Source organism: Erwinia sp. V90_4 (assembly GCF_029967685.1).
In the GTDB taxonomy this organism is placed as follows: Bacteria; Pseudomonadota; Gammaproteobacteria; order Enterobacterales; family Enterobacteriaceae; genus Erwinia; species Erwinia aphidicola.
In genome coordinates this window covers 82,057-103,295 of sequence record NZ_JASCAQ010000052.1, presented here as the reverse complement: position 1 = coordinate 103,295, position 21,239 = coordinate 82,057, and the positions used below count along the sequence as shown (strand labels likewise).

Here is a 21,239-nt window from a genome sequence, read left to right as displayed (position 1 = left end):
TTACCGGCCGTTCAGGTAAGGCTGAGGGTGATAATCAGCCCTCCCTGCGCTTTCTGTTCCGCCCTGATGCTTCCGCCGTGCGCTTCGCACACCGCGCGGGCAATAGACAGCCCTAAACCACTGCCGCCGGAATGGCGCGCGCGCGAGGCTTCTTCCCGGGTAAAGCGTTCAAACATCAGCGGTAAAAATTCGCTGCCCACACCTGGGCCAAAATCTTCAAAGATGACGTCGTAACCCTCGTGTCGCTTAACCAGATTAATCTCCAGGCGCTGGCCTTCTGCGGCATAGCGCAAAGCATTTTCCATCAGGATGGTGAACACCTGTCCAAGACGGAAGGGATCGCCGGTGTAGCTGCAGACACTCGACTGCCCAAGGCGGATATCAAATCCGATCGGGGTCGTCTGAGGGCTGAGCCAGGCTGCACGCTCACGCAACAGTTCGGTTAGATCGACCGGGGTTTTATCAAGATTAAGCTGCCCGGCATCCGCCAGTGAAAGCAGGTGAAGCTCATCTATCAACCGGTTTAAGTGCAACAGCTGTTTCATGACCATTTGCAGCTGTCGCGGCTCGGGCTGAAACACCTCGTCCAGCATACCCTGCAGCCTTCCCACCGCCGCGGTCAGAGGTGACCGTAATTCATGAGCCATGGCCACGTGTGACGCCCGCAGTTCCCGCTCATAGCGCGACAGCTGCAGCATCATGGCATTAAAGTCATCCGTAAACTGAACCAGTTCAGACGGGGCATACTTAACGGCTCTGGCCCGCGTGCTGAAATCCCCCCGGGCCACGGCCTTCGCCACCTGTGCCAGTTCGCTGAACTGCGAGGAGAGCGGGCGTGCCGCTTTTAAGCCGAAAAAGACAATAAAAGGAATGACCACCACCACCAGGATGCCGACCATCATCCAGTCAGCGCTGGCGATCGACGGATCGGAGTAGCGCGCTCCCCAGCCTGCATCAACAATCTGATGAAAGCGCGCCAGATTAAGTTCCGGATTATCACGCAGCACGTAAAATTCGGCCCTGAGCGCAGGAGACATATGGTGTAGCACCCAGAGGTTTTCAATGGCAAAACGCAGCCACATACAAAACGCAATAACGATAACGCTGCCAATGGCCAGCGCCAGAATACGGATACAAATCCAGCGCCAAAGTGACGGATAGTGTTTTGAATTCATGGCTGTCTGAACCGGTAACCGACGCCGCGCACATTAACCAGTACGTTAACAATACCCGCCGCTTCGAGCTTTTTACGTAAGTTATAGATATGCGTGTCCACCACCCGCTCAAGCGCCTCGCTTTCCGGCAGGCAACTTTCCAGCAGGTGCTGACGGGAAAACGGGCGGGTCGGCGTGCGCATCAGCGTGGTGAGCACGGAAAACTCCGTCGGCGTCAGTTCGAGCCAGGCAAGCCCGCCAGCGGGGGTCCTGACGCCAGCAGTGAGGGCCTCAGCATTCACTTCAAGCTCCTGCCACCGGAGGACCGGAGCGGATTTTTCAGCTGACGACATGCGGCGCATCACCGCCTGCACCCGTGCCACAACTTCGGCAGGATTATAAGGTTTAACAATATAATCATCGGCACCGAAACGTAGCGCACCGATTTTATCGGGCATGTCCCCCATTGCCGTGACCATGATAACGGGAACGGTACTTTCCCGGCGCAGGGCGACCAGCACATCCGTTCCCTTCATGCCGGGAAGCATCACATCCAGCAGAATCAGATCCGGCTTCCACACCTGGGCGGCTGCCAGCCCGGCAAGGCCGTCATCCGCAATCTTTACCTCATAGCCTTCACGTTTTAAATAAGCATCGAGCACGTCCGCCGCATCGGCGTCGTCTTCAATAATCAGGATCCGCTTTGTCTGCATTTTTTCGCCTTGACCGTTTCTTCATAAATCCCTGACAGTTTATTGACACTGCCTCTTCATAATTCGGGTTTCAGTCGCGGCTGCAATCCGCTACCAACCATACGTTTGGGTGATGAGGAATGACATGATATCCAGAAAATTACTACTGCACATTACCTGTTTCGGGCTGTCCGCAACAGTGCTTCAGGCGCTGGCTGACGCGGCCTCACCGGCCCCCACGTTGACTATCGGTATGGGCGCACAAAGCGCACCGCGCTACAGCGGTTCGGATCAGCGCCACTGGCTGACGGGCCCGATCGTTCAGGCACGCGACGGGGCACTTTTCTTTGATTCGCTCAAAGGCGTGGGTTACGACCTGCAGGCGGATAACGGCCTGTATCTGGAACATACTCTGGGCTATACCCTTGGCCGCACGGACAAAAACTCCAGCTGGCGCGATGGCTCGAATACCCTCAAAGGCATGGGAAATATCGATGCGACCATCAATACCGCTCTCGCCGTGGGCTGGTCAGCAACGCCGTGGCTGTCGTTTGAGGCCAGGGCTACTCTGCCGCTGACGGATGGACAGGGGGGGCATTATCAGACCTCCGTCACCCTGCTTCCGCTTCAAAACGACAGCGACACCGTTGCACTTCAGTCGGCAGCACTCTTTGGCGACCGGCGCTATATGAACACCTTTTATGGCGTCAGCCGCGAGCAGAGTAACCGCACTGACTTTGCACCCTATCAGTCCGCCGGGGGTTTCTATGGCATGGACAGCAGCCTCACCTGGAGCCACCAGTTCACGCAACACTGGGGCGGCGTGGTCAGTGCCGATTACACCTGGCTCGACGACAAGGCCAGTAACAGCCCAATTGTGATTAAGCACGGTGGCCTGACATACAATCTGGGCGTGCTGTATACCTTCTGATGGGCTGAATGACCCTTCGTGACAAGTCGTCTGCAAAGACGACTTGTCTTGTGCCCGGCAGCAAAACATTTTGCTTTAACAGGTTAAAAAGGCGGTTCAGATGAAAGAAGAGAGCGCAGTGCTGGTTACCATTATCTTGTTTTACTTGAGTGAGCATTCACCAAACCGGCACTATTTTCACTACCTCTCAGTCGTCTCAGGAAGATTTGAGCACAAGCACGGCATAGCGGCATATTTCATCGGTATCATTTCTGAAAACACAATCGGCGGGATCGCCAAGCTCCAGGCAATCACCAGAATGCATCTCGAATGTATGGGCTCCTTCCTCAAATGTCAGACTGCCTTTCAATACCCATATAAGCTGGCGTCGAGAGAGATATGACATGGCCGGCATCGGCACGGCGGTGTTAGCGGGAAGTTCCACGCTGACCAGGTCTACAGGGATTTGTCCCGGTGAAACATGCCGACGAATGTAACCCGTTTCAGGATCCTGCCAGACGGGCTGTTTTTCATATCTGGTAAGCGTACCCGCGCGCACTTCTGTCAGAGCGAGCAACTGCGACATCGACATATCAAATGAGCCTGACAAACGCGCCAAAATGGTCGCTGTGGGGCTACTTTCACCACGTTCGATCTTGTGTATCATCGCCCGCGAAACACCTGAATTTTCAGCGAGATCGGTTAGTGACCATCCCCGTCTTTCTCTTTCCTGACGGACTTTCTGCCCAATACGGGCATTTAGTTTATCTTCTTTACTGGACAATTCATCTAACATATTGGATAACTAGAGTAGTGTACGATTTGTCTACTTTAGTGAATGAGTGATGAGGTGTCTACCATGCATATTCGATCTGCTTCAGAAGGCGATGCTGAAAAGATTGCTGAAATTTACAACGATGCCGTCATTAATACGACGGCGATCTGGAATGAAAAAACAGTCGACGCTCTAAACCGAATTAACTGGATGAAAGACCGTCAGGACGCAGGATTTCCGGTCATCGTGGCCGTAAACGAGACTGACGACGTTCTTGGATACGCCTCTTTTGGCGACTGGCGCCCTTGGGACGGATACCGTCATACCATTGAACACTCTGTGTACGTTCACAAAGATGCGCGCGGAGCCGGAGCCGGTAACGCACTGATGCGGGAATTGATCAGTTTGGCGAAGGAACAGCATAAACATGTCATGGTGGCAGGCATAGAATCTGGAAATGCAGCGTCAATTTCTCTTCATAAAAAGTTAGGGTTTGTTGAGGCAGGCCGAGTGGCGGAGGTCGGCACTAAATATGGCCGCTGGCTTGATCTCACCTTCATGCAATTGCAGTTAGACTCGCGGGAACGCCCCTGATCCTCAAGAGAAGAACCTTCTTTGACAGAGCAACAGAAGAGTTGGCAGGTGAAAAATCCCTACACATGGAAGTGCAGGGATATGAATATGACAAAGAAATAGTGGTATGACATCAAATCAGAATTTACGCGCTGCAACCAGGAATGCACCCGCTACAAGAAGTGCGGCACCGACCAGAGAAGATAAGTTGTTGAGCACACCTTCTGTCCCGCTGCGGTGAATGTCATATCCGAGACCAACGATCAACTGGCTTGCTACCAGTATAGCGATCGTCCGTGATGCCCCTGGATTTTGATATCCAGTTATGCTGGCAAATACAGAGAACGCCCCCAGAATCCCTGGCAGCAAAGCCCATCCCCTTAATAACTGAAGCAGTTCGGTTAATCCGGATAAACCAGATTTTCCGACCAAAAGGCTGATAAGCAAAATCAAGCCTATGGCAGAGTTAAGCGCTAACGCGATAAAAATGGTTGACACTGAATGGGTGATTTTTGACAAGCTGAATGTGCTCTTCACTCCTTACTGCAACACCTGCTCAGGCTGGTAAATAAAGGGAGGCTAGTTTCTCAATAGCAGCCTCAAGTGAGCTTTGTATGATTAAATCATACAAGACATAAATCATAACAATACGTATCTATTTCAGTGAGTTGCCATGATCATCAAACTATAGAACAGACGTTATCATTCCGCACTTGATTATTCACTTATTAGGTTAGACCACTACTGTTATCATATAAATGTTTTTTACCCCCTCAAAATAATAGGTTTTTAAATCGTTCACAGCCCTTTGCTAACACGATTCAGCTAAATATTCTGGAAATGGCATTTTTTGAAAACAATATCACTTAAAAATGTAGAGTTCATTTACCCAACTTTACCAAAACTAAATTCGATAGCATAATTAAAAAAAGGCAGGATTATTATTTTTTAACATCGCATCGGAGGGTTTAAATTCAGCCACATTAAATATACAGGGTTACTAAGGTTACTTGGTTATTTAAACTGATAAGGGTCAAACGAAATGTCACATCAAGGAATGAAAACCGCATTAGCCATATTTCTAACCGCAACATTGTTCGGTTCATGTCATAAATCCTTCGGAGATTCACAGTCTGTACCTCACGAAAATACTTTTGAACACTCAGAAGTCATACCTAAATGGTGGAAGGAGTCTGTTTTTTATCAAATTTATCCGCGTTCATTTAAAGACACCAACGGAGATGGCATCGGTGATATTAACGGAATCATAGAAAAATTAGATTATTTAAAGAGTTTGGGCATAGATGCCATTTGGATTAATCCGCATTATGACTCTCCCAATAAAGATAATGGTTATGATATACGTGACTATAAAAAAATCATGACTGAATATGGCACCATGAATGATTTTGATCGTTTGGTTAATGAATTAAAGAAAAGAAATATGAAACTGATGATTGATGTCGTTATCAATCACACAAGCGACCAAAATGAATGGTTTATTAAAAGTAAAAGCAGCAAGGATAATCCTTACCGTGACTATTACTTCTGGAGAGATCCTAAAGAAGGGGCAGAGCCAAATAACTACCCCTCATTTTTTGGTGGTTCTGCCTGGCAAAAGGATGAAAGCACCAATCAATATTACCTACATTATTTTGCTAAACAGCAGCCAGATTTAAATTGGGACAACCCCAAGGTCCGTCAAGAAATATATACAATGCTACGTTTCTGGCTAGATAAAGGCGTCTCTGGGCTACGCTTTGATACGGTGGCTACTTACTCAAAAAACACAAATTTCCCAGATCTCACTCAACAAGAATTGAAGAATTTCGCTGAGGAGTATACCAAGGGTCCTAACCTTCATCGTTATATCAACGAAATGAATAAGGAGGTGTTATCACAATATGATATTGCCACAGCCGGTGAAATATTCGGTGCCCCTTTAGATAAATTGATAAAATTCATTGATAGACGTCGTAATGAGCTAAACATGGCATTCACCTTTGACTTAATAAGACTGGATAGAGACACAGACGAGAGATGGCGTCGAAAAGATTGGACACTGTCACAATTCCGGCAGGTTATCGATAGGGTTGACCATACTGCTGGTGAATATGGTTGGAATGCCTTTTTCCTGGATAACCACGATAACCCGCGCGCAGTCTCTCACTTCGGTGATGACCGACCACAATGGCGTGAAAAATCAGCTAAAGCACTTGCAACATTGACGCTAACTCAACGAGCAACTCCATTCATTTTTCAAGGTTCAGAGTTGGGGATGACCAACTACCCATTCAAAACCATTGGTGACTTTAATGATATTGAAGTAAAGGGGTTTTGGGATGACTACGTTAAAAAAGGAAAGGTGCAAGCCAACGAGTTCTTGTACAATGTTCGTTTGACTAGCAGAGATAATAGCCGAACACCATTCCAGTGGGATGATAGCAAAAATGCGGGATTCACCATAGGTAAGCCCTGGTTTAATATTAATTCCAACTACAAAGAAATTAATGCAAAAAGTCAAATTGAAGATCCCAACTCTGTACTAAATTACTATCGTAAGCTGATCGAGATACGGCATCAATTTCCAGTTCTTACTTATGGGCAATATAATGATTTAGACCAAGAGAATGAATCTGTTTATGCTTATACGCGTACCTTGGGGTCAGAGAGGTTTTTAATAGTTATTAACTTCAAGGAACAAACAATTGAATATGATTTACCAGGCATCCTTTCTATAGAGAAGGTCATTATCGAGAGCAACAGTAAAAACACTGTTCAAAAGAATGATACAAAGATAAATTTACAACCATGGCAGTCTGGGATATATAAGTTGAATTAATAACTATTTTTATCTTCTATACAGCTAACAATTTGTTCTTAAAAAGCCGTTGCTTCGCATCGGCTTTAATTTCAAATTTCACACTGATATATTTATGGGTAAGAAAACATGTACGCTGGCCCAGCGCAGCGCCACTGCAGCCCGTGAAATTCGCCACCTCATTGAAATAAACTCGGCCAGCGTTAACGCGGGCAATGCGCTGGTTAATCTATCGGTGGTTACTATGGCGGACATCGTGTCATCGGTAGGTCAACTTACAGATACAGTAAATGGCCTTATCGTACGTTTCCGTAGGTTTAGTCTTCAGACCCCTTATGAATAACCAGAGCCATGGTCGCACCGGAAACCGCCTCCTGCAAGCGTCACTGACTGAGATGGCGCTGAGTATCATCCGGGAACACTACTCCGATTTTAGACCGGCGGAACGCCAAAACGTGGTAGATGCGGCGCTTCAAAAAGTCTGACAACGCTGCAACGTAATGCGTTAACGGGTATAACGGCTGATCGCTGATTACGAGAAAAGCGGTGAGCTACCGCCAAACACATCATAAAACCAATACCGGAGGCTCTAATACGGTATTGGTTTTAGTTAACTAAGTTAGTCGATAGCTTTAAAAAAGTTCTATGAGCGCGATTTTAATACCTCCCCATCATTCAGGATAAACGTTAAACGTCCACTCCAAAACTCTGCGATAAAGATATCCTCATAATCAAGTGAGGCTTTTTTCATTTCAACTTCAAGCCACTGTACATTTTTTTCAATTTCACTGAGTGCGTGATCACGGACTTTGCCATCTTTCATAATGATAACAGACGGCATCTCTGAACCCTCGCAGACTGCCGTTATTTGCCCGTTGGGTTCAATCTGAGCGTAATAGATCTCCTGGAAGGAATGAATGCCCTTCGCATGAAGTTGAGATGACACGTTCAAAATATCAATCTTATTCTTGTTATCAGATATATTTTCGACTAAAAACCTGCCTTTCTTAATAATAGGTATCGGTTGGCCTATGGCCATACTTCGAAAAAAATTTACATGCTTGCTTATTGCATTCAGTAATGAAATCAGAAACACCCCAATAAGGAGCACGATCAGATACTGATACAAAGGTATGGAGTCGCTGTAAATGACGCCTCCGATTATTCCACCCAGTACGAAGTTCCCGATAAAATCTATCGGCGTCATCTGCGACAGTTGCGTTTTTCCTGAAAGGTTGAGGTGAGTAATGACGATCACAAACCCAATTATGAACTTGACCAACACAAATCCGTAGTATTCCATATAACGCTACTCCCACACACGGTTTCTTGAAAACGAGGCACGGCATTGTAAGTTTATTGGTAACAATTTTACGATAGCAACTTCGGAAGTGCCAGAAAGAAGCAGTTATTACATATAATATTTTTCATAAAATTATCTGATTGATAATTTCCTTCAACTCTCTGAAAGATGTCGGAAAAGTAGTTTTCACTATTTCTCTTGATATTAAGAACATCAGATTCTGATAACTACATAAGATTTAAGGGTTATAGCTGGGACCCCACTTTCTTTTAATATAAGGATGTTTTGTTTATAGCTTGCTCAGCGATGATTTACAATTATTTATTTGACATTTGATGAGTTATAACTTTCTTCGTTAAATTAAAGAAAACAAAAAAACCAGATGTTATGTAATTGCAATTAATTTGTTTCATGTTGGTTAACTAACGAAATATATTGTACTTATGTTAGTACTTCTAAAATTCTTATCTATCCCTTATGATAAACTTTATGCATTCTCATTAGGGCAAGGTATAAATATGAACTTTTCTGATAAATTAATCCACGAGATTGACAGCGTTAAAGGTCTTCTCTACAGAACCATAATTTTTTATACGGCATTTTCTACCGGATTGGTGTTCTTTCTGGGAGCAGATAAAATCATCTCATCACATATTACTATTTACCTTTTTTTAAATTTATTGACAATAATTATCCTGACATGGTTTATAAGAAAGTCATTCAAAATAGAGATACACGGGAAGAATTTAATTACATTTCGCATCGGGCTTTTTTTACTCTTAAACTCTACTATCGTCACTATGATCGGTGGCTTGAAAATTATTGATAATGATATTACTTCTCTTGTCTCTGCCGTATTGTATGTGCCTGCAATGATGTTTATCATCTACTCTTTCAATAATTTTATCAGTTATGTTAATGGCAGGTATAAATCTGTAGTAGAGCTCTCTTTAACAGATGAACTTACCGGACTTCCCAATAGAAGATATCTAAACCTCAAACTTAGAGACCTGGAGGATAAGTCAGGTGCAATATGCATTATAGATATTGATGACTTTAAGATGATTAACGATAATTATGGTCATGAAATGGGGGACAAAGTGCTTAAAAAATCGGGACTTATACTAAAGAAATTTGCATGTGAAAATATATTAGTGGCCCGTTCAGGTGGAGAGGAATTTGCCATTGTGTTAAAAGAGGGGGCGGCTGTAAACATTCTGGCAGAAAGGTTAAAGAAATCCCTATCTTTAAGCAGCGCTGATGGCATCCCGACTACAGTCAGCATTGGCGTAGCATTGAAAACAGAGAATCAGACATCTTCATCGTGCCTCGCTTCTGCAGACGCAGCACTATATAGATCCAAAAGGAATGGTAAAAACAGAATTACTTATTCCAACGATCATAATGAATAAAAGATCGGTCAGGCGCAGTGTTAATTAACAATATTCCACTTAAAATACAAAAAACCAGCCATGTACTATGCATTTTTATGCATTCGAAGAATCTAAACGTTATGAAAATAAAGTTATCGTCGCATCATAAGACAATTACTTTTTAACAAACCCTGTATTTATTTTTAATAATAGTTGTCAAATTGGAGTTTATGCTAATCTGTTTATACTTTGTTTTTAAAAACCTCAATCTAGCCGAAGAGACAGAACGTTATACAAAAAATTAGTTAAACTTTAATTTAGGATATTGTAACGGTACTCCCCTCAGGCAGAGATCAAATCCCCAGCAGCTCTAGATTAGAAGTACTCCTTCTTCAGGGTATTAATGGATAATATGACACTGAGAATAAAAATCCTCCGCAGAGAATGACAGGAAAAAATCTTAAGCGGCGTGACGTCCTGCTATCTGCTGGCGCCGGAAGTAAGCGCCCTGCTCCACTATATGCCTGACTTCAAACACCATTTTCTTTTCTGCACCCTGTGTAACACCGGTACGCGCATCGGGAAGCCTGCAGCAGGAGTCAATCGTACTAAACGGTCCCCGCCCCTTTGTTCGTATTCTTCGAAGAAGGTCAGAAGCCAACGTAGCCGCCCGTCGAAAGATGCCGTCACCTGGTCCCGCTCACCTATCGCGACTACGTGCATCAGGTTCTGACCTGGTTAGCCACCGAACGTCCGAAGCGGCGAGAGCCGCTATTGTCGGTTACCGATGAGACCCTGCGCGGCTGTCTTAAGGCGACAGTAAGCCGTGCGGCCGCTGGCTTGATCTCACCTTCATGCAATTGCAGTTAGATTCGCGGGAATGCACCCGCAAGGCTGATTACGCGCTTTCGACCGCAATACGCTTTCTAATACTGGCAATAAAATTATCGCGAATGACATTCTCCTTGTCGGCATTCCAGGCAATGCCCACTTTCCAGCTTATTGACTTGCCTGTTAACGGAATAATAACCCGTTCCGGTGGCGCGATATGCAGAACGCTGTAGGGCAAAATGGCAACACCGGTACCCGCGATCACCAACGCGACAATGGTATGTATATCATCAGCCAGCTGGGTGGAGGAGATAAAAAGACCGTTATCATGCAGAAAGCGGTCAATCTGCGCATTTAATCCCTGCCCGCGTTCAGCATGAAGACGCAACAAAGGAGATTTTTTTAGCCAGTCAGCAGCAGACAATGATAACGACGGCGTTGCGGGGGCCATCAGAACCAGCCGATCGGTAAATAATGGCAGGTAATCAAGCGCTATCGGTGGTGGAACCCTGACAAATCCTACCTGAAGCTCATCATTTTGCAGCAGCTCGTACTGGAGGAAGGAGGGAAGATCCGTCAAAGACATCTCTATTCCCGGAAAGTCTCTGCGAAATTCAGCAATACAGCGTGGTGCCAGATAAAAGCTGGAGAGACCAAATCCAACGGCGATATGCCCCTCAATACCGGCCGATACCCGCCCTGCGTGATCCATAAACACCTGGGCTTGCCTGACTACTTTTTCAGCCTCTGGCAATAAGCATCTTCCCCCGGCGGTCAGTGTTGCGCCGTGACGCCCGCGTGAAAAAAGTGGCACCTTCACCGTCGACTCAAGAAGATTGATCTGCTTGGTCAATGCGGGTTGCGAGATAAACAGTGCCCGGGCCGCGTCGGCATAATTTCCTTTTTCGGCCAGTAGCAAAAAGGCCTTTAGTAACCGGATATTCAATTTTTCATTCCAAAAGGTTATCGAAAATGGAAATCATTTGATTATACAGTTATTGCCAATCGTTATGTAATTCAGTTTCGATAACAACTGGAGAAGCATCATGCACGCGCTGACGTCCTTAAAGGCTGCAACCGTACAGTTTCAGCATCAGGCAAATAACAAAAAATATAATCTGCTGATAATGGAGAAGTTTATTGAACAGGCGGCCATCCAGCAGGTTAAGATCCTGACGTTTCCGGAAATGTGTATCACCGGCTATTGGCATGTCCCTAAGCTCACCGCAGCGGAGGTTTCCGCACTTGCAGAACCGATCGCCACCAGCCCTTCCCTGATGTTAATTCGCGCTCTGTCGATAAAATATCAAATGCTTATTGGCGCCGGTCTGATTGAACGCGCCGATGATGGCCGCCTTTATAATGCGTACGTTGCCTGTATGCCAGACGGCTCAATGCAGACGCATCGAAAACTTCATGCCTTTGAGCATCCGGCCATCAGCAGCGGTGACAGGTTTACCGTTTTTGATACTTCCTGGGGAGTAAAAGTAGGGATCTTGATTTGCTGGGACAATAATCTGGTGGAAAATGTGCGCGCTACGGCATTGCTGGGTGCCGATATCCTTCTCGCACCACATCAAACAGGCGGCACCGATTCCCGCAGCCCTTATGCGATGAAACCTATTCCGCTGTCGCTGTGGGCGGAACGGGAAACGCGCAAGGAAGAAATTACTGCTGCATTCAAAGGGGCAAGCGGCCGGGAATGGCTGATGCGATGGTTACCTGCCCGTGCGCACGACAACGGGTTATTTCTTCTCTTTAGTAACGGCGTAGGCGCAGATGATGACGAAGTCCGCACGGGCAATGCCATGATCCTCGATCCTTACGGGAGGATCATTAATGAAACCTGGGCTGCTGAAGATTTTATGGTGAGCGCTGAACTGGATTTAAGCCTGCTTGCCATGAGTACCGGACGTCGCTGGATCCACGGCCGCCGTCCTGATTTATACCAGATTCTGACACAACCGCAGGGTTATGAACGGGATGCGATCAGCGCACGATTTTCAGATGAGATACCGTAATCTGATAGGTGAGTGAAAAGAACACAGGGTCGTTATTGAAGGTAAGGCCGTGACGTTTATAAAGGCGCAGATTTGCATGCCAGACTAGCTTATCAGGGCCGCAGGGGGTTCCCCGCGGCCCTGACCGTTACAGCGCGGACACCGGCAGCGCGCGCGGGCCAGGCAAAATACTGCCGTTAACGCCATCAGCGGTCAGCATCCCGGCAGCGGCCAGAACCGCAACGTCATGGCTTTTGTCGCTCACGCTGCTGGCAATCTGCTTGATGGCCGCACTGATGAGCATGCCGAGTGGACCAGCGTTGTTATTGTCCTGAGCATCGGTGGCATAGCCAGTACCGGACCAGATCTGCTTACCGCTGCGCAGGTCAACCAGGCGTGCAGCCGCTTTGACCTCGGTCACGCTATCCACCAGCATAAATTTGGTGCCGTAGCTGCTGACATCAATGTACAGCGCCGCGTCCGCGTTAAAGATTTCACGCAGTTTGGCGGGGCTGACATTCTGCGCATCGGCGGCGCTGCTCAGGCCGTTCTGCTCAAAGGTTTTATCCACCACCGCCACCGGGAACACGTAGTAACCGGACTCGGCCAGCGGCGCAGTGACGACCGACACCACGCTATGAGCCGCATTCACATCCGGGCTGCTATTCGTCGCGGGCAGAACCACAATGGAAGCCGGCTTACTGGCGCGAAAAGCGCTGTAGTCATAAGGCTTAGGTTTGGCGCAGCCGCTTAACAGCACAGCGCCGGCGACAATCATCAGAGACCAGAGCTTCATTATTTTTGCACCTTATTACGCATCAGGAAATCCATATAGGCCGCAGATTCCGGGAACTGGGTTTTTTCGGCGTTAAACTGCTGGAAAGCCAGGTCAGGACGGCTGGTGTCAACATATAGCAGGCCAAGCTGGGCGTGCAGACCAGGGGGGACCGGTTTATTTTTCGCCTTTGCCTGCTCAACAATCGCATTCAACGATTCAATTTGCTGCTCGGGTGATTTATCGCGCTGATAATAGCTGTATAAAGAGGATTGATAATCGCCCCAGTAATAGACGCTCTGTTTCTTTTGCGCGCAGCCGACAACGATCAGCGCAGCACAGGCCACGCCGAGGGTTTTTAAAACGCTCATGATTATTCCCTTATTATTATTTCGCCGGGCGCCATGCGCCGGACTCAATTCCATTGACCAGATGATTGACCGCTTCGCGAATCGCTAAATCCATCACCTTACCATTCAGCGTGGAGTCATAGCTGGCGGTGCCGCCGAAGCCGATAATTTCACGGTTTGACAGGCTGTATTCGCCGGCGCCCTGAACGGCATAGACCACTTCCGAGGTGGTCACATCGACGACGTTAAGATTCACTTTGGCATAAGCGACCTGAGATTTGCCGCGGCCCAGAATGCCCCACAGCTGCTGGTCACCCACCTCTTTGCGGCCAAATTCGGTAATGTCACCGGTGATAATATAGTTCGCGCCTTTGATAGACTGCTTGCTGCCTTGATAGCCCGCTTCGGCCTTGAGTTCTTCAAGGTTGGTGCGGTCCATGACATTGAAGCGTCCGGTCTGCTGCAGGTGGGTAATCAGGATGGTTTTAGACTGGTTTCCCAGGCGGTCCACGCCGTCAGAGAACACCCCATTCATATAGGCGGAGCGATTATCGAATTTACCCACGGCAATCGGGCTTTTTACGCCCTGATATTGCGGTTGAGCGGCGGCAGCCACCTGAGGGGCTTCGATAGAGCGTGAGGATTCGGTGGCACAACCGGTTAACAGTACGGTGCCGAATAAGCTAACAACAGCAAGGCTGGTAGGTTTCATTTTAGTCCCTGAATGAAAAATGCAGCGGAAATCCCGCGCCAGAAAAATTTATATTATCTGGAAATAATAAACGCGAGAATTACATATAAAGGTGAGAATGCGGCGCCAGAATAACACAGGCAGCTCTTGCAAATAAACCGAAAGAGTCAATTAATTTAATTGATTAACGGTAATATATACAGCCGAACTAAACCGCCACAACCCCTTAAGGCAAATTTAAGAGAAAATTCTGTAAATCACTTTGCCAGAATGATTTTTGTTTGCTGTCTGCGCAGGTCCGGTACAATGCGACATTATTTATCGCTTTAATTCTGGGGCAAAGCGCAATGTATAAACCTTATTTGACTCTGGGCCTGCTAATCGTCGGCGTTATATTAAGCGGATGTCACGCTACTGCGCGCAAAAACGATCGCTATCTCGCCGCGATGCAGCAAGGCATACAGCGCCATTTCACCGATGCCCACCGCTATCAGGGTAAGGTTTGCCGCGTGACGCTAAAGTACGGTGCGAACCAGCGCTACCAGGTGCTGCGCACCGAAGGTGATGAGTTGCTCTGCCTGAAAACGTGGAGCCTGGTGGCCAGCGCGCCCGATCTGCCCGCGCCGCCGCCTGAACTGGCTGACGGCGTGGCGATTGATTTTCGCCCTTAGCCCGCCAGCTCGCCCTGTCGCCACTGGCGCGGGCTGATGCCGAACCAGCGGCGAAAGGCGCGCGAAAAGGCGCTGACTTCGGAGTAGCCCAGCAGCAGCGCCATCTCGGAAATCGGCAGCTGGCGCTGCTGCAGATAGTGTTTCGCCATCTCACAGCGCACGGCATCCACCAGCGCGGTAAAGCTCAGCCCCTCTTCGCGCAGGCGGCGCTGCAGTGACCAGCTCGACAGCCCCATCTTATCCGCGACCTCTTCCAGCACCGGCTCGCCCTGCAGCATCACCCGGTGCACCTGCGCACGCGCCTGGTCGACAATATTCTGCTGCGGCGTGGCGCTGTTCAGGCGGCGGATCGCATCCTGCATTACGCCAAGCAGCAGCGGATCGCTGTCGGGCATCGCGCGGGCGAGATCGCGTTTCGGGATCAGCAAGGAGTTAAACGGCTGGTCGAAATAGACCGGGGCATCAAAGGCTTTGCAGTGTTCGTGCCACTGCGCCGGGCGCGGATGTTCAAAGTGAACCTCACGCGGCGCCCAGTGTTTACCGGCCACGTGGCGGATCAGGTTCATAAACATCCCCAACGTCAGCTCGGCATCCTGACGGCGGCAGAGAATGGCGCCGTGGCGCACCTGATAATCCAGCCGCCAGCAGTCCCCCTTGTCCACCAGCCGGGTCAGCGTATCGTGCTGGTGCCAGGGAAAAGCATGCGCGACGTTTTGCAGCGCCTGCTCCAGCGTGGCGCTGCACAGACCAATGTAGCCAATCAGACCTAATGACTGTGGTTTAAACTGCCTGCCGTAGTGTAAACCGAAGTTATCACAGCCTGAACTGCGCGCCGCCTCTTCCATCACCCGGCAGTAGTTGATTAAGCCAAGGCTGAGGGTGGGCTGCGCCAGCAGCTCCGGGTCGATACCGCTGACGCCAAAGATACGATCGACATCGCCGCCGCTGTGGCTGATAAAGTCGCTCAGGCCGCTAGCGGCGGCGGCGAGCACGCCACGGTTGGCGGCATTGCCGCTGTGCAAGACGTGGCTGATTTCAGGGCGTGCCAGTTGAGTATGTAACATGTGATTGTCTCCTGCTGCCTGGGGTACTCCCCTCTCCCCGTATACAGAGCAAATTGCGTACCAACCGCAACATCAGACAATTCGCGTGCTTGCGTATGGCTATCCGTGCGAAAAGAGCACCGTGGCAGCACAAAGTGCCCGTCCACGGTGCAACGTGGCGGGTTTATGCGCCGACCGGCAGCTGCGACGTTTCCAGATAACGGCGACACAGGCGCACTGAATGATCCGCCCACTGCGGGCCGAGGCTGTGCGCCATCTCCGTTTCCGCGTGCGATCCCGCCCAGGCCAGCAGCTGAATGCGGCGCTGGATCAGCAGCGTCGGCACCCGATCCATCTCCGCATCGCTGATATGCGCCACCTGCTCATAGCCGGTGATCCAGTTGTCGACCCACTCTGCGGCGCGCGGATGGTGCTCAACAAAGCTGATTGCAGCCGCCAGGTCGTGCAGATACCAGCCGAAGCCGCAATCGTCAAAGTCGATCACCCGGGTTTCGCCCTTGTGCAGCAGCAGGTTGGTCAGGCGCAGATCGGCGTGGATCAGGCCGTAGTTGTGCGGCGCTTTGCCAAACTCCGCCAGCTCGGATCCCACTCTGGCGATCGCCTGCTCAACGATCGCCCGGTCGCCGATGCGCAGATTGGGGGCATCGCGCCAGTCGCCCCAGTGGCTTTGCGCGCTAACCATGGTGTGATGATCCCAGATAATGCGCTGGAACCCGGCCGGCTGTTGCCAGCGGCGGCTGTGCTGATGCAGGCGCGCGGTGATATTGCCGAGCTGGCGAAAGGCGCGCGGGTCGACATCGGTGCCCGGCATCTCGCCCTCAATCCAGTGGAACAGTACCGCGTGGCGCACCGTTCCCTCTTCCAGCACCAGCGTTTGCACCGTTTCCCCTGCGCTATCCGCCACCGCCTGCGGCACCTCGATGCCGGTTTCGCGCAGCGCGTCCAGCCACTGCAGCTCGCTGACGATATCGGCGTATTGGTGATAGTCGGGACGGTGCAGGCGCAGCGCATAGCGTTTACCGCCCGCTTCCAGCAGGAAAGTGGCGTTTTCCGAGCGGCACAGCAGGCTCAGCTTGCCCTGCAGAGCGGCGGGATAGCGGGCCAGCGTGCGTTCGGCCAGGCGCTGCAGCGCGTCATTGTTCAGGGTGTCATTTTGTTTGGCAGTCATTATCTGGCTCCGCAATCGAGGTTGAACGATGTCTCTGTGATAACCAGCATCCGATCGCCCGCCCTTTTCGGCTTGACCGCAGACGACCCAGTTTTGACCGTAGCGTACATCTGGCGCTTTTTTTGCAGCGTAGTTGACCGCAGCGCGCAGAAATCATCACGCCCGCGTCAAGTTTCCCCCCTCGGGGAGCTGCATTATCGACCCACTAACACAATAATGACGGGGATAACGGTATGACGAGCACACTCAAACCCACGCTGGGCACCATCCATTTGTGGGGGATTGCGGTAGGTCTGGTGATTTCCGGGGAATATTTTGGCTGGAGCTACGGCTGGGGCGTAGCGGGTACGCTGGGCTTCCTGCTGACCACGCTGATGATCGCCCTGATGTACACCTGCTTTATTTTCAGCTTTACCGAGCTAACCACCGCTATTCCCCATGCCGGCGGTCCCTTCGCCTACAGCCGCCGCGCCTTTGGCGAAACCGGTGGCCTGATTGCCGGGATGGCAACGCTGATTGAGTTTGTCTTCGCGCCCCCGGCTATCGCCATGGCGATCGGTGCCTATCTCAACGTGCAGTACCCGGAGCTGAACCCGAAATATGCGGCGGTCGGCGCCTATATCGTCTTTATGACGCTGAATATTCTTGGCGTAAAGCTGGCAGCGATGTTTGAACTGGTGGTGACCGTGCTGGCGGTGCTTGAGCTGCTGGTATTTATGGGCGTGGTGGCGCCGGGCTTCAGCATTGCCAACTTCGCCGCCAACGGCTGGGCGGGCGGCGAGCACTTCGGCATGCCTGCGCTGTCGGGGATCTTCGCGGCGATCCCGTTTGCTATCTGGTTCTTCCTCGCGATTGAGGGGGCTGCCATGGCCGCCGAAGAGGCGAAAGATCCGAAGCGCACCATCCCACGTGCCTATGTGGCCGGGATCCTGACGCTGGTGGTGCTGGCGATTGGCGTGATGCTGATGGCGGGCGGTGCGGGCGACTGGCGCACGCTGTCTAACATCAATGACCCGCTGCCGCAGGCGATGAAAATGATCGTCGGCAACCATTCCAACTGGATGCATATGCTGGTGTGGATTGGCCTGTTCGGCCTGATTGCCAGCTTCCACGGCATCATTCTTGGCTACTCGCGCCAGTTCTTTGCGCTGTCGCGCGCCGGATATCTGCCAAGCGGTCTGGCGAAGCTGTCACGCTTTCAAACTCCGCACCGCGCAATTATTGCCGGTGGAGCGATCGGCATTGTCGCCATCTTCAGCGACGGCTGGATTAACCTGCAGGGCATGTCGCTGACGGCGGCGATGATCACCATGGCGGTGTTTGGTGCCATCGTGATGTACATCATGAGCATGCTGAGCCTGTTCCGCCTGCGCCGCACGGCGCCAGAGCTGGAGCGCACCTTCCGCGCGCCGGGTTACCCGGTGGTGCCGATGATTGCGCTGGTGCTGGCGGTGGTGTGCCTGATCGCAATGCTGTGGTTTAACGCGCTAATTGGCGCTGTTTTTGTCGGCCTGATGGCGATCGGCTATCTGTGGTTCCTGATGACCAAAAGCCACCGCGATAATGCCCCGCACGACGTGATGCTGCAGGGCGAATAACGGTTTCGGCGATGTTAACCGGCCTTACGGGCGGACCGGAAAAGAGGGTCCGCCCCTACATTGCTGTAGGGGGCCCCGTCAGATCACAACGGCCACAGCCACGCCGCCCCGCGCACGCCGCTGGAATCACCGTGGACGGCGCGGCGGATCGGGGTGGCAAACTCGCCGCCGAACACCCAGTTTTTCACCAGCTGCGGCACCGTCTGATACAGGCGCTCAACGTTGCTCATCCCGCCGCCCAGCACGATCATATCCGGGTCGAGGATGTTCACCACGTGCGCCAGCGACTTCGCCAGCCGCATCTCGTAGCGGCTCATCGCCAGCTCGGCCACCGGGTCCTGCTGCTCCAGCCGCTTGATAATCTCCGCGCCTTTGAGATCGATGCCGCTCAGCCGCTGGTAATCCGTGGCAAAGCCGGTGCCGGAGATAAAGGTTTCGATGCAGCCTTGCTTACCGCAGTAGCACGGCACCTCTTCGCGGTAGCGCAGCTCGTCTTCATCCATCCACGGCAGCGGGTTGTGCCCCCACTCGCCGGCGTTGCCGTTTCCGCCGCTGTGCGCCTGGCCGTTTAGCGCCACGCCTGCCCCGCAGCCGGTGCCGATGATTACCGCAAACACCGTCTGCTTACCGGCAGCGGCACCGTCGACCGCTTCCGACACCGCCAGGCAGTTGGCATCATTGGCAATGCGCACTTCGCGCCCCAGCCGCTGCTGCAGGTCTTTATCCAGCGGCTGACCGTTCAGCCAGGTGGAGTTGGCGTTTTTTACCCGCCGCGTAAACGGCGACAGCGTGCCGGGAATGCCCAGCCCAACGCTGCCCTGCTGCCCGGTCTCCTGCTCTGCCCGCTTTACCAGCCCGATGATGTTCTCCACGGTCTTGTCATAGTCGTCACGCGGCGTGGGGACGCGGTAGCGGAACAGTTCTTCGCCGTGGTCAGATAAGGCAATCACTTCTGTTTTGGTGCCACCTAAATCAATACCAATACGCACTTGTTATTCCTCATTATTTGACGGTGAGATCACTACCTTAGAAGGCGGCAGGCGGAAAGGCAATGAAACCCCGCCGCCGATTCGCTATCATGCGCCCTGACTTTGAACTCGCGCGCCTTCTTGCGCGCACAGAGAGGGAATGCAGCATGCTGTGGTTTAAAAATTTGATGGTCTATCGTCTTAGTCGCGACATTCCGCTGGTAGCAGACGAGATGGAAAAACAGCTCGATGCTTTCTCTTTCACCCCGTGCGGCAGCCAGGATATGTCGAAAACCGGCTGGGTCTCGCCGATCGGTTCGCGCAGCGAAGATCTGACCCACGTCACTAACGGCCAGATCCTGATTTGCGCGCGCAAAGAAGAGAAAATGCTGCCTTCGCCGGTGATCAAACAGGCGCTGGAAGCGAAAATCAGCAAGCTGGAAGCCGAGCAGTCGCGCAAGCTGAAAAAAACCGAGAAAGACTCACTGAAGGATGAAGTGCTGCACAGCCTGCTGCCGCGTGCCTTCAGCCGCTTCAGCCAGACGTATGTCTGGATCGACACCGTGAACAACCTGATTATGGTTGACTGTGCCAGCGCGAAAAAAGCCGAGGATACGCTGGCGCTGCTGCGTAAGAGCCTGGGGTCACTGCCGGTGGTGCCGCTGACGCTGGAAAGCCCGATTGAGCTGACCATGACCGAGTGGGTGCGCTCTGGCGAGCTGCCTGCCGGTTTCGCGCTGATGGATGAAGCCGAGCTGAAAGCGATTCTGGAAGATGGCGGCGTGATCCGCTGTAAGAAGCAGGACCTGGTGTGCGATGAGATCGCCAACCATATCGAAGCGGGCAAGCTGGTCACCAAGCTGGCACTGGACTGGCAGGAGCGCATCCAGATGGTGCTCTCCGACGACGGTTCTATCAAACGCCTGAAGTTCGCCGATATTCTGCGCGAGCAGAATGACGACATTGACCGCGAAGACGTGACCGGGCGTTTTGATGCTGACTTTATTCTGATGACCGGCGAACTGGCCGCGCTAATCAGCAATACGGTGGAAGCGCTGGGCGGGGAAGCCGAACGTTAATTGACCTTGCTGGCGACGCATGCGTCGCCAGTACGCGCAGGGGCCGGGCATGCCCGACCCGCTACATTATCAATCTTTCAGATAACGGCACAGATAGGCAGACGGCTCAGCCACCTGCAGATGGAATTCACTGTGGCCCGGCACGTTAAATACCTCACCCGGCGCATATCTTTTCCACTCGGCTTCACCCGGCAGCAGCACTTTCAGCGAGCCGCTGACCACCGTCATCTCTTCCGCCTGAGCGGTACCAAAGGTGTATTCACCTTCCGCCATCACGCCAACGCTGGCGCGGCCGGTCGTGGCGCTCTCGAAGCCAATTGACTTCACTTTACCGTCAAAATACTCACTAACATTGAGCATATAAATTCCTTAAAATCAGAGACAAAGGTAAGCTGGCAGTGTAGTGGCATAATTGAGCGGCTGTCACGCACTATTGCGCATCA

At 51.2% G+C, this 21,239-nt stretch carries 22 protein-coding genes and 1 pseudogene; 10 read left to right on the top strand and 13 right to left on the bottom strand.

All coding sequences use genetic code 11. The features are described 5' to 3' along the window. Positions 1–11: 11 nt before the first annotated feature. Together QLG07_RS13735 and QLG07_RS13730 are read right to left on the bottom strand one after the other, a co-directional pair. Positions 12–1,175: an ATP-binding protein gene (locus QLG07_RS13735; RefSeq protein WP_187498786.1), complete on the bottom strand. Its 1,164-nt coding sequence runs from the start codon at positions 1,173–1,175 to the stop codon at positions 12–14. Continuing rightward, positions 1,172–1,867, bottom strand: coding sequence for a response regulator (locus QLG07_RS13730; RefSeq protein ID WP_282469447.1), 696 nt, complete (start codon positions 1,865–1,867; stop codon positions 1,172–1,174). Before QLG07_RS13730 ends, QLG07_RS13735 begins: the two co-directional genes overlap by 4 nt. 124 nt (positions 1,868–1,991) lie before the next feature. Here QLG07_RS13730 and QLG07_RS13725 point away from each other — a divergent pair, with 124 nt between their 5' ends. Next, positions 1,992–2,777: a MipA/OmpV family protein gene (locus tag QLG07_RS13725; protein ID WP_282469446.1), complete on the top strand. Its 786-nt coding sequence runs from the start codon at positions 1,992–1,994 to the stop codon at positions 2,775–2,777. A 196-nt stretch (positions 2,778–2,973) separates the two neighbouring features. Here the strand turns inward: QLG07_RS13725 and QLG07_RS13720 are convergent, their stop codons facing one another. Next, complete coding sequence (locus QLG07_RS13720) at positions 2,974–3,552, bottom strand: XRE family transcriptional regulator (protein WP_099754788.1); 579 nt, start codon at positions 3,550–3,552, stop codon at positions 2,974–2,976. Positions 3,553–3,615: 63 nt separating this feature from the next. Between QLG07_RS13720 and QLG07_RS13715 the strand changes: the two genes are divergently transcribed. After that, entirely contained in the window at positions 3,616–4,125 is a 510-nt protein-coding gene (locus QLG07_RS13715; RefSeq protein ID WP_048918618.1) for a GNAT family N-acetyltransferase, read from the top strand. 117 nt (positions 4,126–4,242) lie between these two features. Here QLG07_RS13715 and QLG07_RS13710 read toward each other — a convergent pair whose 3' ends face one another. After that, entirely contained in the window at positions 4,243–4,623 is a 381-nt protein-coding gene (locus tag QLG07_RS13710; RefSeq protein WP_282469445.1) for a DMT family transporter, read from the bottom strand. Between the two features lie 523 nt (positions 4,624–5,146). On the opposite strand from QLG07_RS13710, the gene QLG07_RS13705 reads away from it, so the two are divergent. After that, positions 5,147–6,946: an alpha-glucosidase gene (locus QLG07_RS13705; RefSeq protein WP_282469444.1), complete on the top strand. Its 1,800-nt coding sequence runs from the start codon at positions 5,147–5,149 to the stop codon at positions 6,944–6,946. Between the two features lie 94 nt (positions 6,947–7,040). Next, positions 7,041–7,268: a hypothetical protein gene (locus QLG07_RS13700; RefSeq protein ID WP_282469443.1), complete on the top strand. Its 228-nt coding sequence runs from the start codon at positions 7,041–7,043 to the stop codon at positions 7,266–7,268. Between the two features lie 300 nt (positions 7,269–7,568). Here QLG07_RS13700 and QLG07_RS13695 read toward each other — a convergent pair whose 3' ends face one another. Beyond that, positions 7,569–8,228 carry a YetF domain-containing protein gene (locus QLG07_RS13695; RefSeq protein WP_099755245.1) on the bottom strand — a complete coding sequence of 220 codons (660 nt, stop codon included), beginning with the start codon at positions 8,226–8,228 and terminating at the stop codon, positions 7,569–7,571. 518 nt (positions 8,229–8,746) lie between these two features. Here QLG07_RS13695 and QLG07_RS13690 point away from each other — a divergent pair. Together QLG07_RS13690 and QLG07_RS13685 are read left to right on the top strand one after the other, a co-directional pair. Then, positions 8,747–9,640 carry a GGDEF domain-containing protein gene (locus QLG07_RS13690; protein WP_282469442.1) on the top strand — a complete coding sequence of 298 codons (894 nt, stop codon included), beginning with the start codon at positions 8,747–8,749 and terminating at the stop codon, positions 9,638–9,640. 424 nt (positions 9,641–10,064) lie between these two features. Next, positions 10,065–10,438, top strand: a pseudogene (locus tag QLG07_RS13685) (site-specific integrase); the annotation flags it as partial. A gap of 61 nt (positions 10,439–10,499) precedes the next feature. Here QLG07_RS13685 and QLG07_RS13680 read toward each other — a convergent pair. After that, the gene (locus QLG07_RS13680; protein WP_282469441.1) at positions 10,500–11,378 is read right to left on the bottom strand and encodes a LysR family transcriptional regulator; all 879 of its coding nucleotides are present in this window, start codon (positions 11,376–11,378) and stop codon (positions 10,500–10,502) included. 100 nt (positions 11,379–11,478) lie between these two features. Between QLG07_RS13680 and QLG07_RS13675 the strand changes: the two genes are divergently transcribed. Beyond that, positions 11,479–12,453, top strand: coding sequence for a nitrilase family protein (locus QLG07_RS13675; protein WP_282469440.1), 975 nt, complete (start codon positions 11,479–11,481; stop codon positions 12,451–12,453). Positions 12,454–12,580: 127 nt separating this feature from the next. Here the strand turns inward: QLG07_RS13675 and QLG07_RS13670 are convergent, their stop codons facing one another. Genes QLG07_RS13670 through QLG07_RS13660 form a run of 3 tightly spaced genes read right to left on the bottom strand, consistent with a single transcriptional unit; the run spans position 12,581 to position 14,269 of the window. Further along, positions 12,581–13,228 (bottom strand): DUF799 domain-containing protein, encoded by a 648-nt coding sequence (locus tag QLG07_RS13670; protein WP_187497333.1) that lies wholly within the window; start codon positions 13,226–13,228, stop codon positions 12,581–12,583. After that, positions 13,228–13,578 (bottom strand): DUF4810 domain-containing protein, encoded by a 351-nt coding sequence (locus QLG07_RS13665; protein WP_282469439.1) that lies wholly within the window; start codon positions 13,576–13,578, stop codon positions 13,228–13,230. The genes QLG07_RS13670 and QLG07_RS13665 overlap by 1 nt, the downstream gene beginning before the upstream one ends. Before the next feature lie 16 nt (positions 13,579–13,594). Continuing rightward, on the bottom strand, positions 13,595–14,269 hold the full coding sequence (locus QLG07_RS13660; RefSeq protein ID WP_282469438.1) for a CsgG/HfaB family protein: 675 nt from the start codon (positions 14,267–14,269) through the stop codon (positions 13,595–13,597). Positions 14,270–14,595: 326 nt separating this feature from the next. Here QLG07_RS13660 and QLG07_RS13655 point away from each other — a divergent pair, with 326 nt between their 5' ends. Next, positions 14,596–14,919, top strand: a complete 324-nt coding sequence (locus tag QLG07_RS13655) for a cell envelope integrity TolA C-terminal domain-containing protein (protein WP_133624319.1) — start codon at positions 14,596–14,598, stop codon at positions 14,917–14,919. On the opposite strand, the gene QLG07_RS13650 is transcribed toward QLG07_RS13655, so the two are convergent. Continuing rightward, positions 14,916–15,983 (bottom strand): AraC family transcriptional regulator, encoded by a 1,068-nt coding sequence (locus QLG07_RS13650; protein ID WP_187497330.1) that lies wholly within the window; start codon positions 15,981–15,983, stop codon positions 14,916–14,918. The two genes, QLG07_RS13655 and QLG07_RS13650, sit on opposite strands and share 4 nt — an antisense overlap. 163 nt (positions 15,984–16,146) lie before the next feature. Further along, positions 16,147–17,151 carry a phosphotransferase gene (locus QLG07_RS13645; RefSeq protein WP_048916990.1) on the bottom strand — a complete coding sequence of 335 codons (1,005 nt, stop codon included), beginning with the start codon at positions 17,149–17,151 and terminating at the stop codon, positions 16,147–16,149. Positions 17,152–17,384: 233 nt separating this feature from the next. Here QLG07_RS13645 and eat point away from each other — a divergent pair, with 233 nt between their 5' ends. After that, on the top strand, positions 17,385–18,749 hold the full coding sequence (gene eat, locus QLG07_RS13640) for an ethanolamine permease (RefSeq protein ID WP_062818376.1): 1,365 nt from the start codon (positions 17,385–17,387) through the stop codon (positions 18,747–18,749). Positions 18,750–18,832: 83 nt separating this feature from the next. Here the strand turns inward: eat and mak are convergent, their stop codons facing one another. Continuing rightward, positions 18,833–19,738 (bottom strand): fructokinase, encoded by a 906-nt coding sequence (gene mak / locus QLG07_RS13635; protein ID WP_048916992.1) that lies wholly within the window; start codon positions 19,736–19,738, stop codon positions 18,833–18,835. A gap of 146 nt (positions 19,739–19,884) precedes the next feature. On the opposite strand from mak, the gene rdgC reads away from it, so the two are divergent. Then, the gene (rdgC, locus tag QLG07_RS13630; RefSeq protein WP_282469437.1) at positions 19,885–20,796 is read left to right on the top strand and encodes a recombination-associated protein RdgC; all 912 of its coding nucleotides are present in this window, start codon (positions 19,885–19,887) and stop codon (positions 20,794–20,796) included. A 69-nt stretch (positions 20,797–20,865) separates the two neighbouring features. Here rdgC and ppnP read toward each other — a convergent pair whose 3' ends face one another. Beyond that, positions 20,866–21,156, bottom strand: a complete 291-nt coding sequence (gene ppnP / locus QLG07_RS13625) for a pyrimidine/purine nucleoside phosphorylase (RefSeq protein WP_048916994.1) — start codon at positions 21,154–21,156, stop codon at positions 20,866–20,868. Positions 21,157–21,239 lie beyond the last annotated feature (83 nt).

Bases quoted from the DNA above. Each gene is read 5' to 3' on its own strand.
- QLG07_RS13705 (WP_282469444.1), top strand. From the start codon at position 5,147: ATGTCACATCAAGGAATGAAAACCGCATTAGCCATATTTCTAACCGCA.
- QLG07_RS13725 (WP_282469446.1), top strand. From the start codon at position 1,992: ATGATATCCAGAAAATTACTACTGCACATTACCTGTTTCGGGCTGTCC.
- QLG07_RS13695 (WP_099755245.1), bottom strand. From the start codon at position 8,228: ATGGAATACTACGGATTTGTGTTGGTCAAGTTCATAATTGGGTTTGTG.
- QLG07_RS13670 (WP_187497333.1), bottom strand. From the start codon at position 13,228: ATGAAGCTCTGGTCTCTGATGATTGTCGCCGGCGCTGTGCTGTTAAGC.
- QLG07_RS13700 (WP_282469443.1), top strand. From the start codon at position 7,041: ATGGGTAAGAAAACATGTACGCTGGCCCAGCGCAGCGCCACTGCAGCC.
- QLG07_RS13660 (WP_282469438.1), bottom strand. From the start codon at position 14,269: ATGAAACCTACCAGCCTTGCTGTTGTTAGCTTATTCGGCACCGTACTG.
- QLG07_RS13730 (WP_282469447.1), bottom strand. From the start codon at position 1,867: ATGCAGACAAAGCGGATCCTGATTATTGAAGACGACGCCGATGCGGCG.
- QLG07_RS13650 (WP_187497330.1), bottom strand. From the start codon at position 15,983: ATGTTACATACTCAACTGGCACGCCCTGAAATCAGCCACGTCTTGCAC.
- QLG07_RS13645 (WP_048916990.1), bottom strand. From the start codon at position 17,151: ATGACTGCCAAACAAAATGACACCCTGAACAATGACGCGCTGCAGCGC.
- eat (WP_062818376.1), top strand. From the start codon at position 17,385: ATGACGAGCACACTCAAACCCACGCTGGGCACCATCCATTTGTGGGGG.
- rdgC (WP_282469437.1), top strand. From the start codon at position 19,885: ATGCTGTGGTTTAAAAATTTGATGGTCTATCGTCTTAGTCGCGACATT.
- QLG07_RS13690 (WP_282469442.1), top strand. From the start codon at position 8,747: ATGAACTTTTCTGATAAATTAATCCACGAGATTGACAGCGTTAAAGGT.
- QLG07_RS13720 (WP_099754788.1), bottom strand. From the start codon at position 3,552: ATGTTAGATGAATTGTCCAGTAAAGAAGATAAACTAAATGCCCGTATT.
- QLG07_RS13735 (WP_187498786.1), bottom strand. From the start codon at position 1,175: ATGAATTCAAAACACTATCCGTCACTTTGGCGCTGGATTTGTATCCGT.
- QLG07_RS13715 (WP_048918618.1), top strand. From the start codon at position 3,616: ATGCATATTCGATCTGCTTCAGAAGGCGATGCTGAAAAGATTGCTGAA.
- QLG07_RS13665 (WP_282469439.1), bottom strand. From the start codon at position 13,578: ATGAGCGTTTTAAAAACCCTCGGCGTGGCCTGTGCTGCGCTGATCGTT.
- ppnP (WP_048916994.1), bottom strand. From the start codon at position 21,156: ATGCTCAATGTTAGTGAGTATTTTGACGGTAAAGTGAAGTCAATTGGC.
- QLG07_RS13655 (WP_133624319.1), top strand. From the start codon at position 14,596: ATGTATAAACCTTATTTGACTCTGGGCCTGCTAATCGTCGGCGTTATA.
- QLG07_RS13675 (WP_282469440.1), top strand. From the start codon at position 11,479: ATGCACGCGCTGACGTCCTTAAAGGCTGCAACCGTACAGTTTCAGCAT.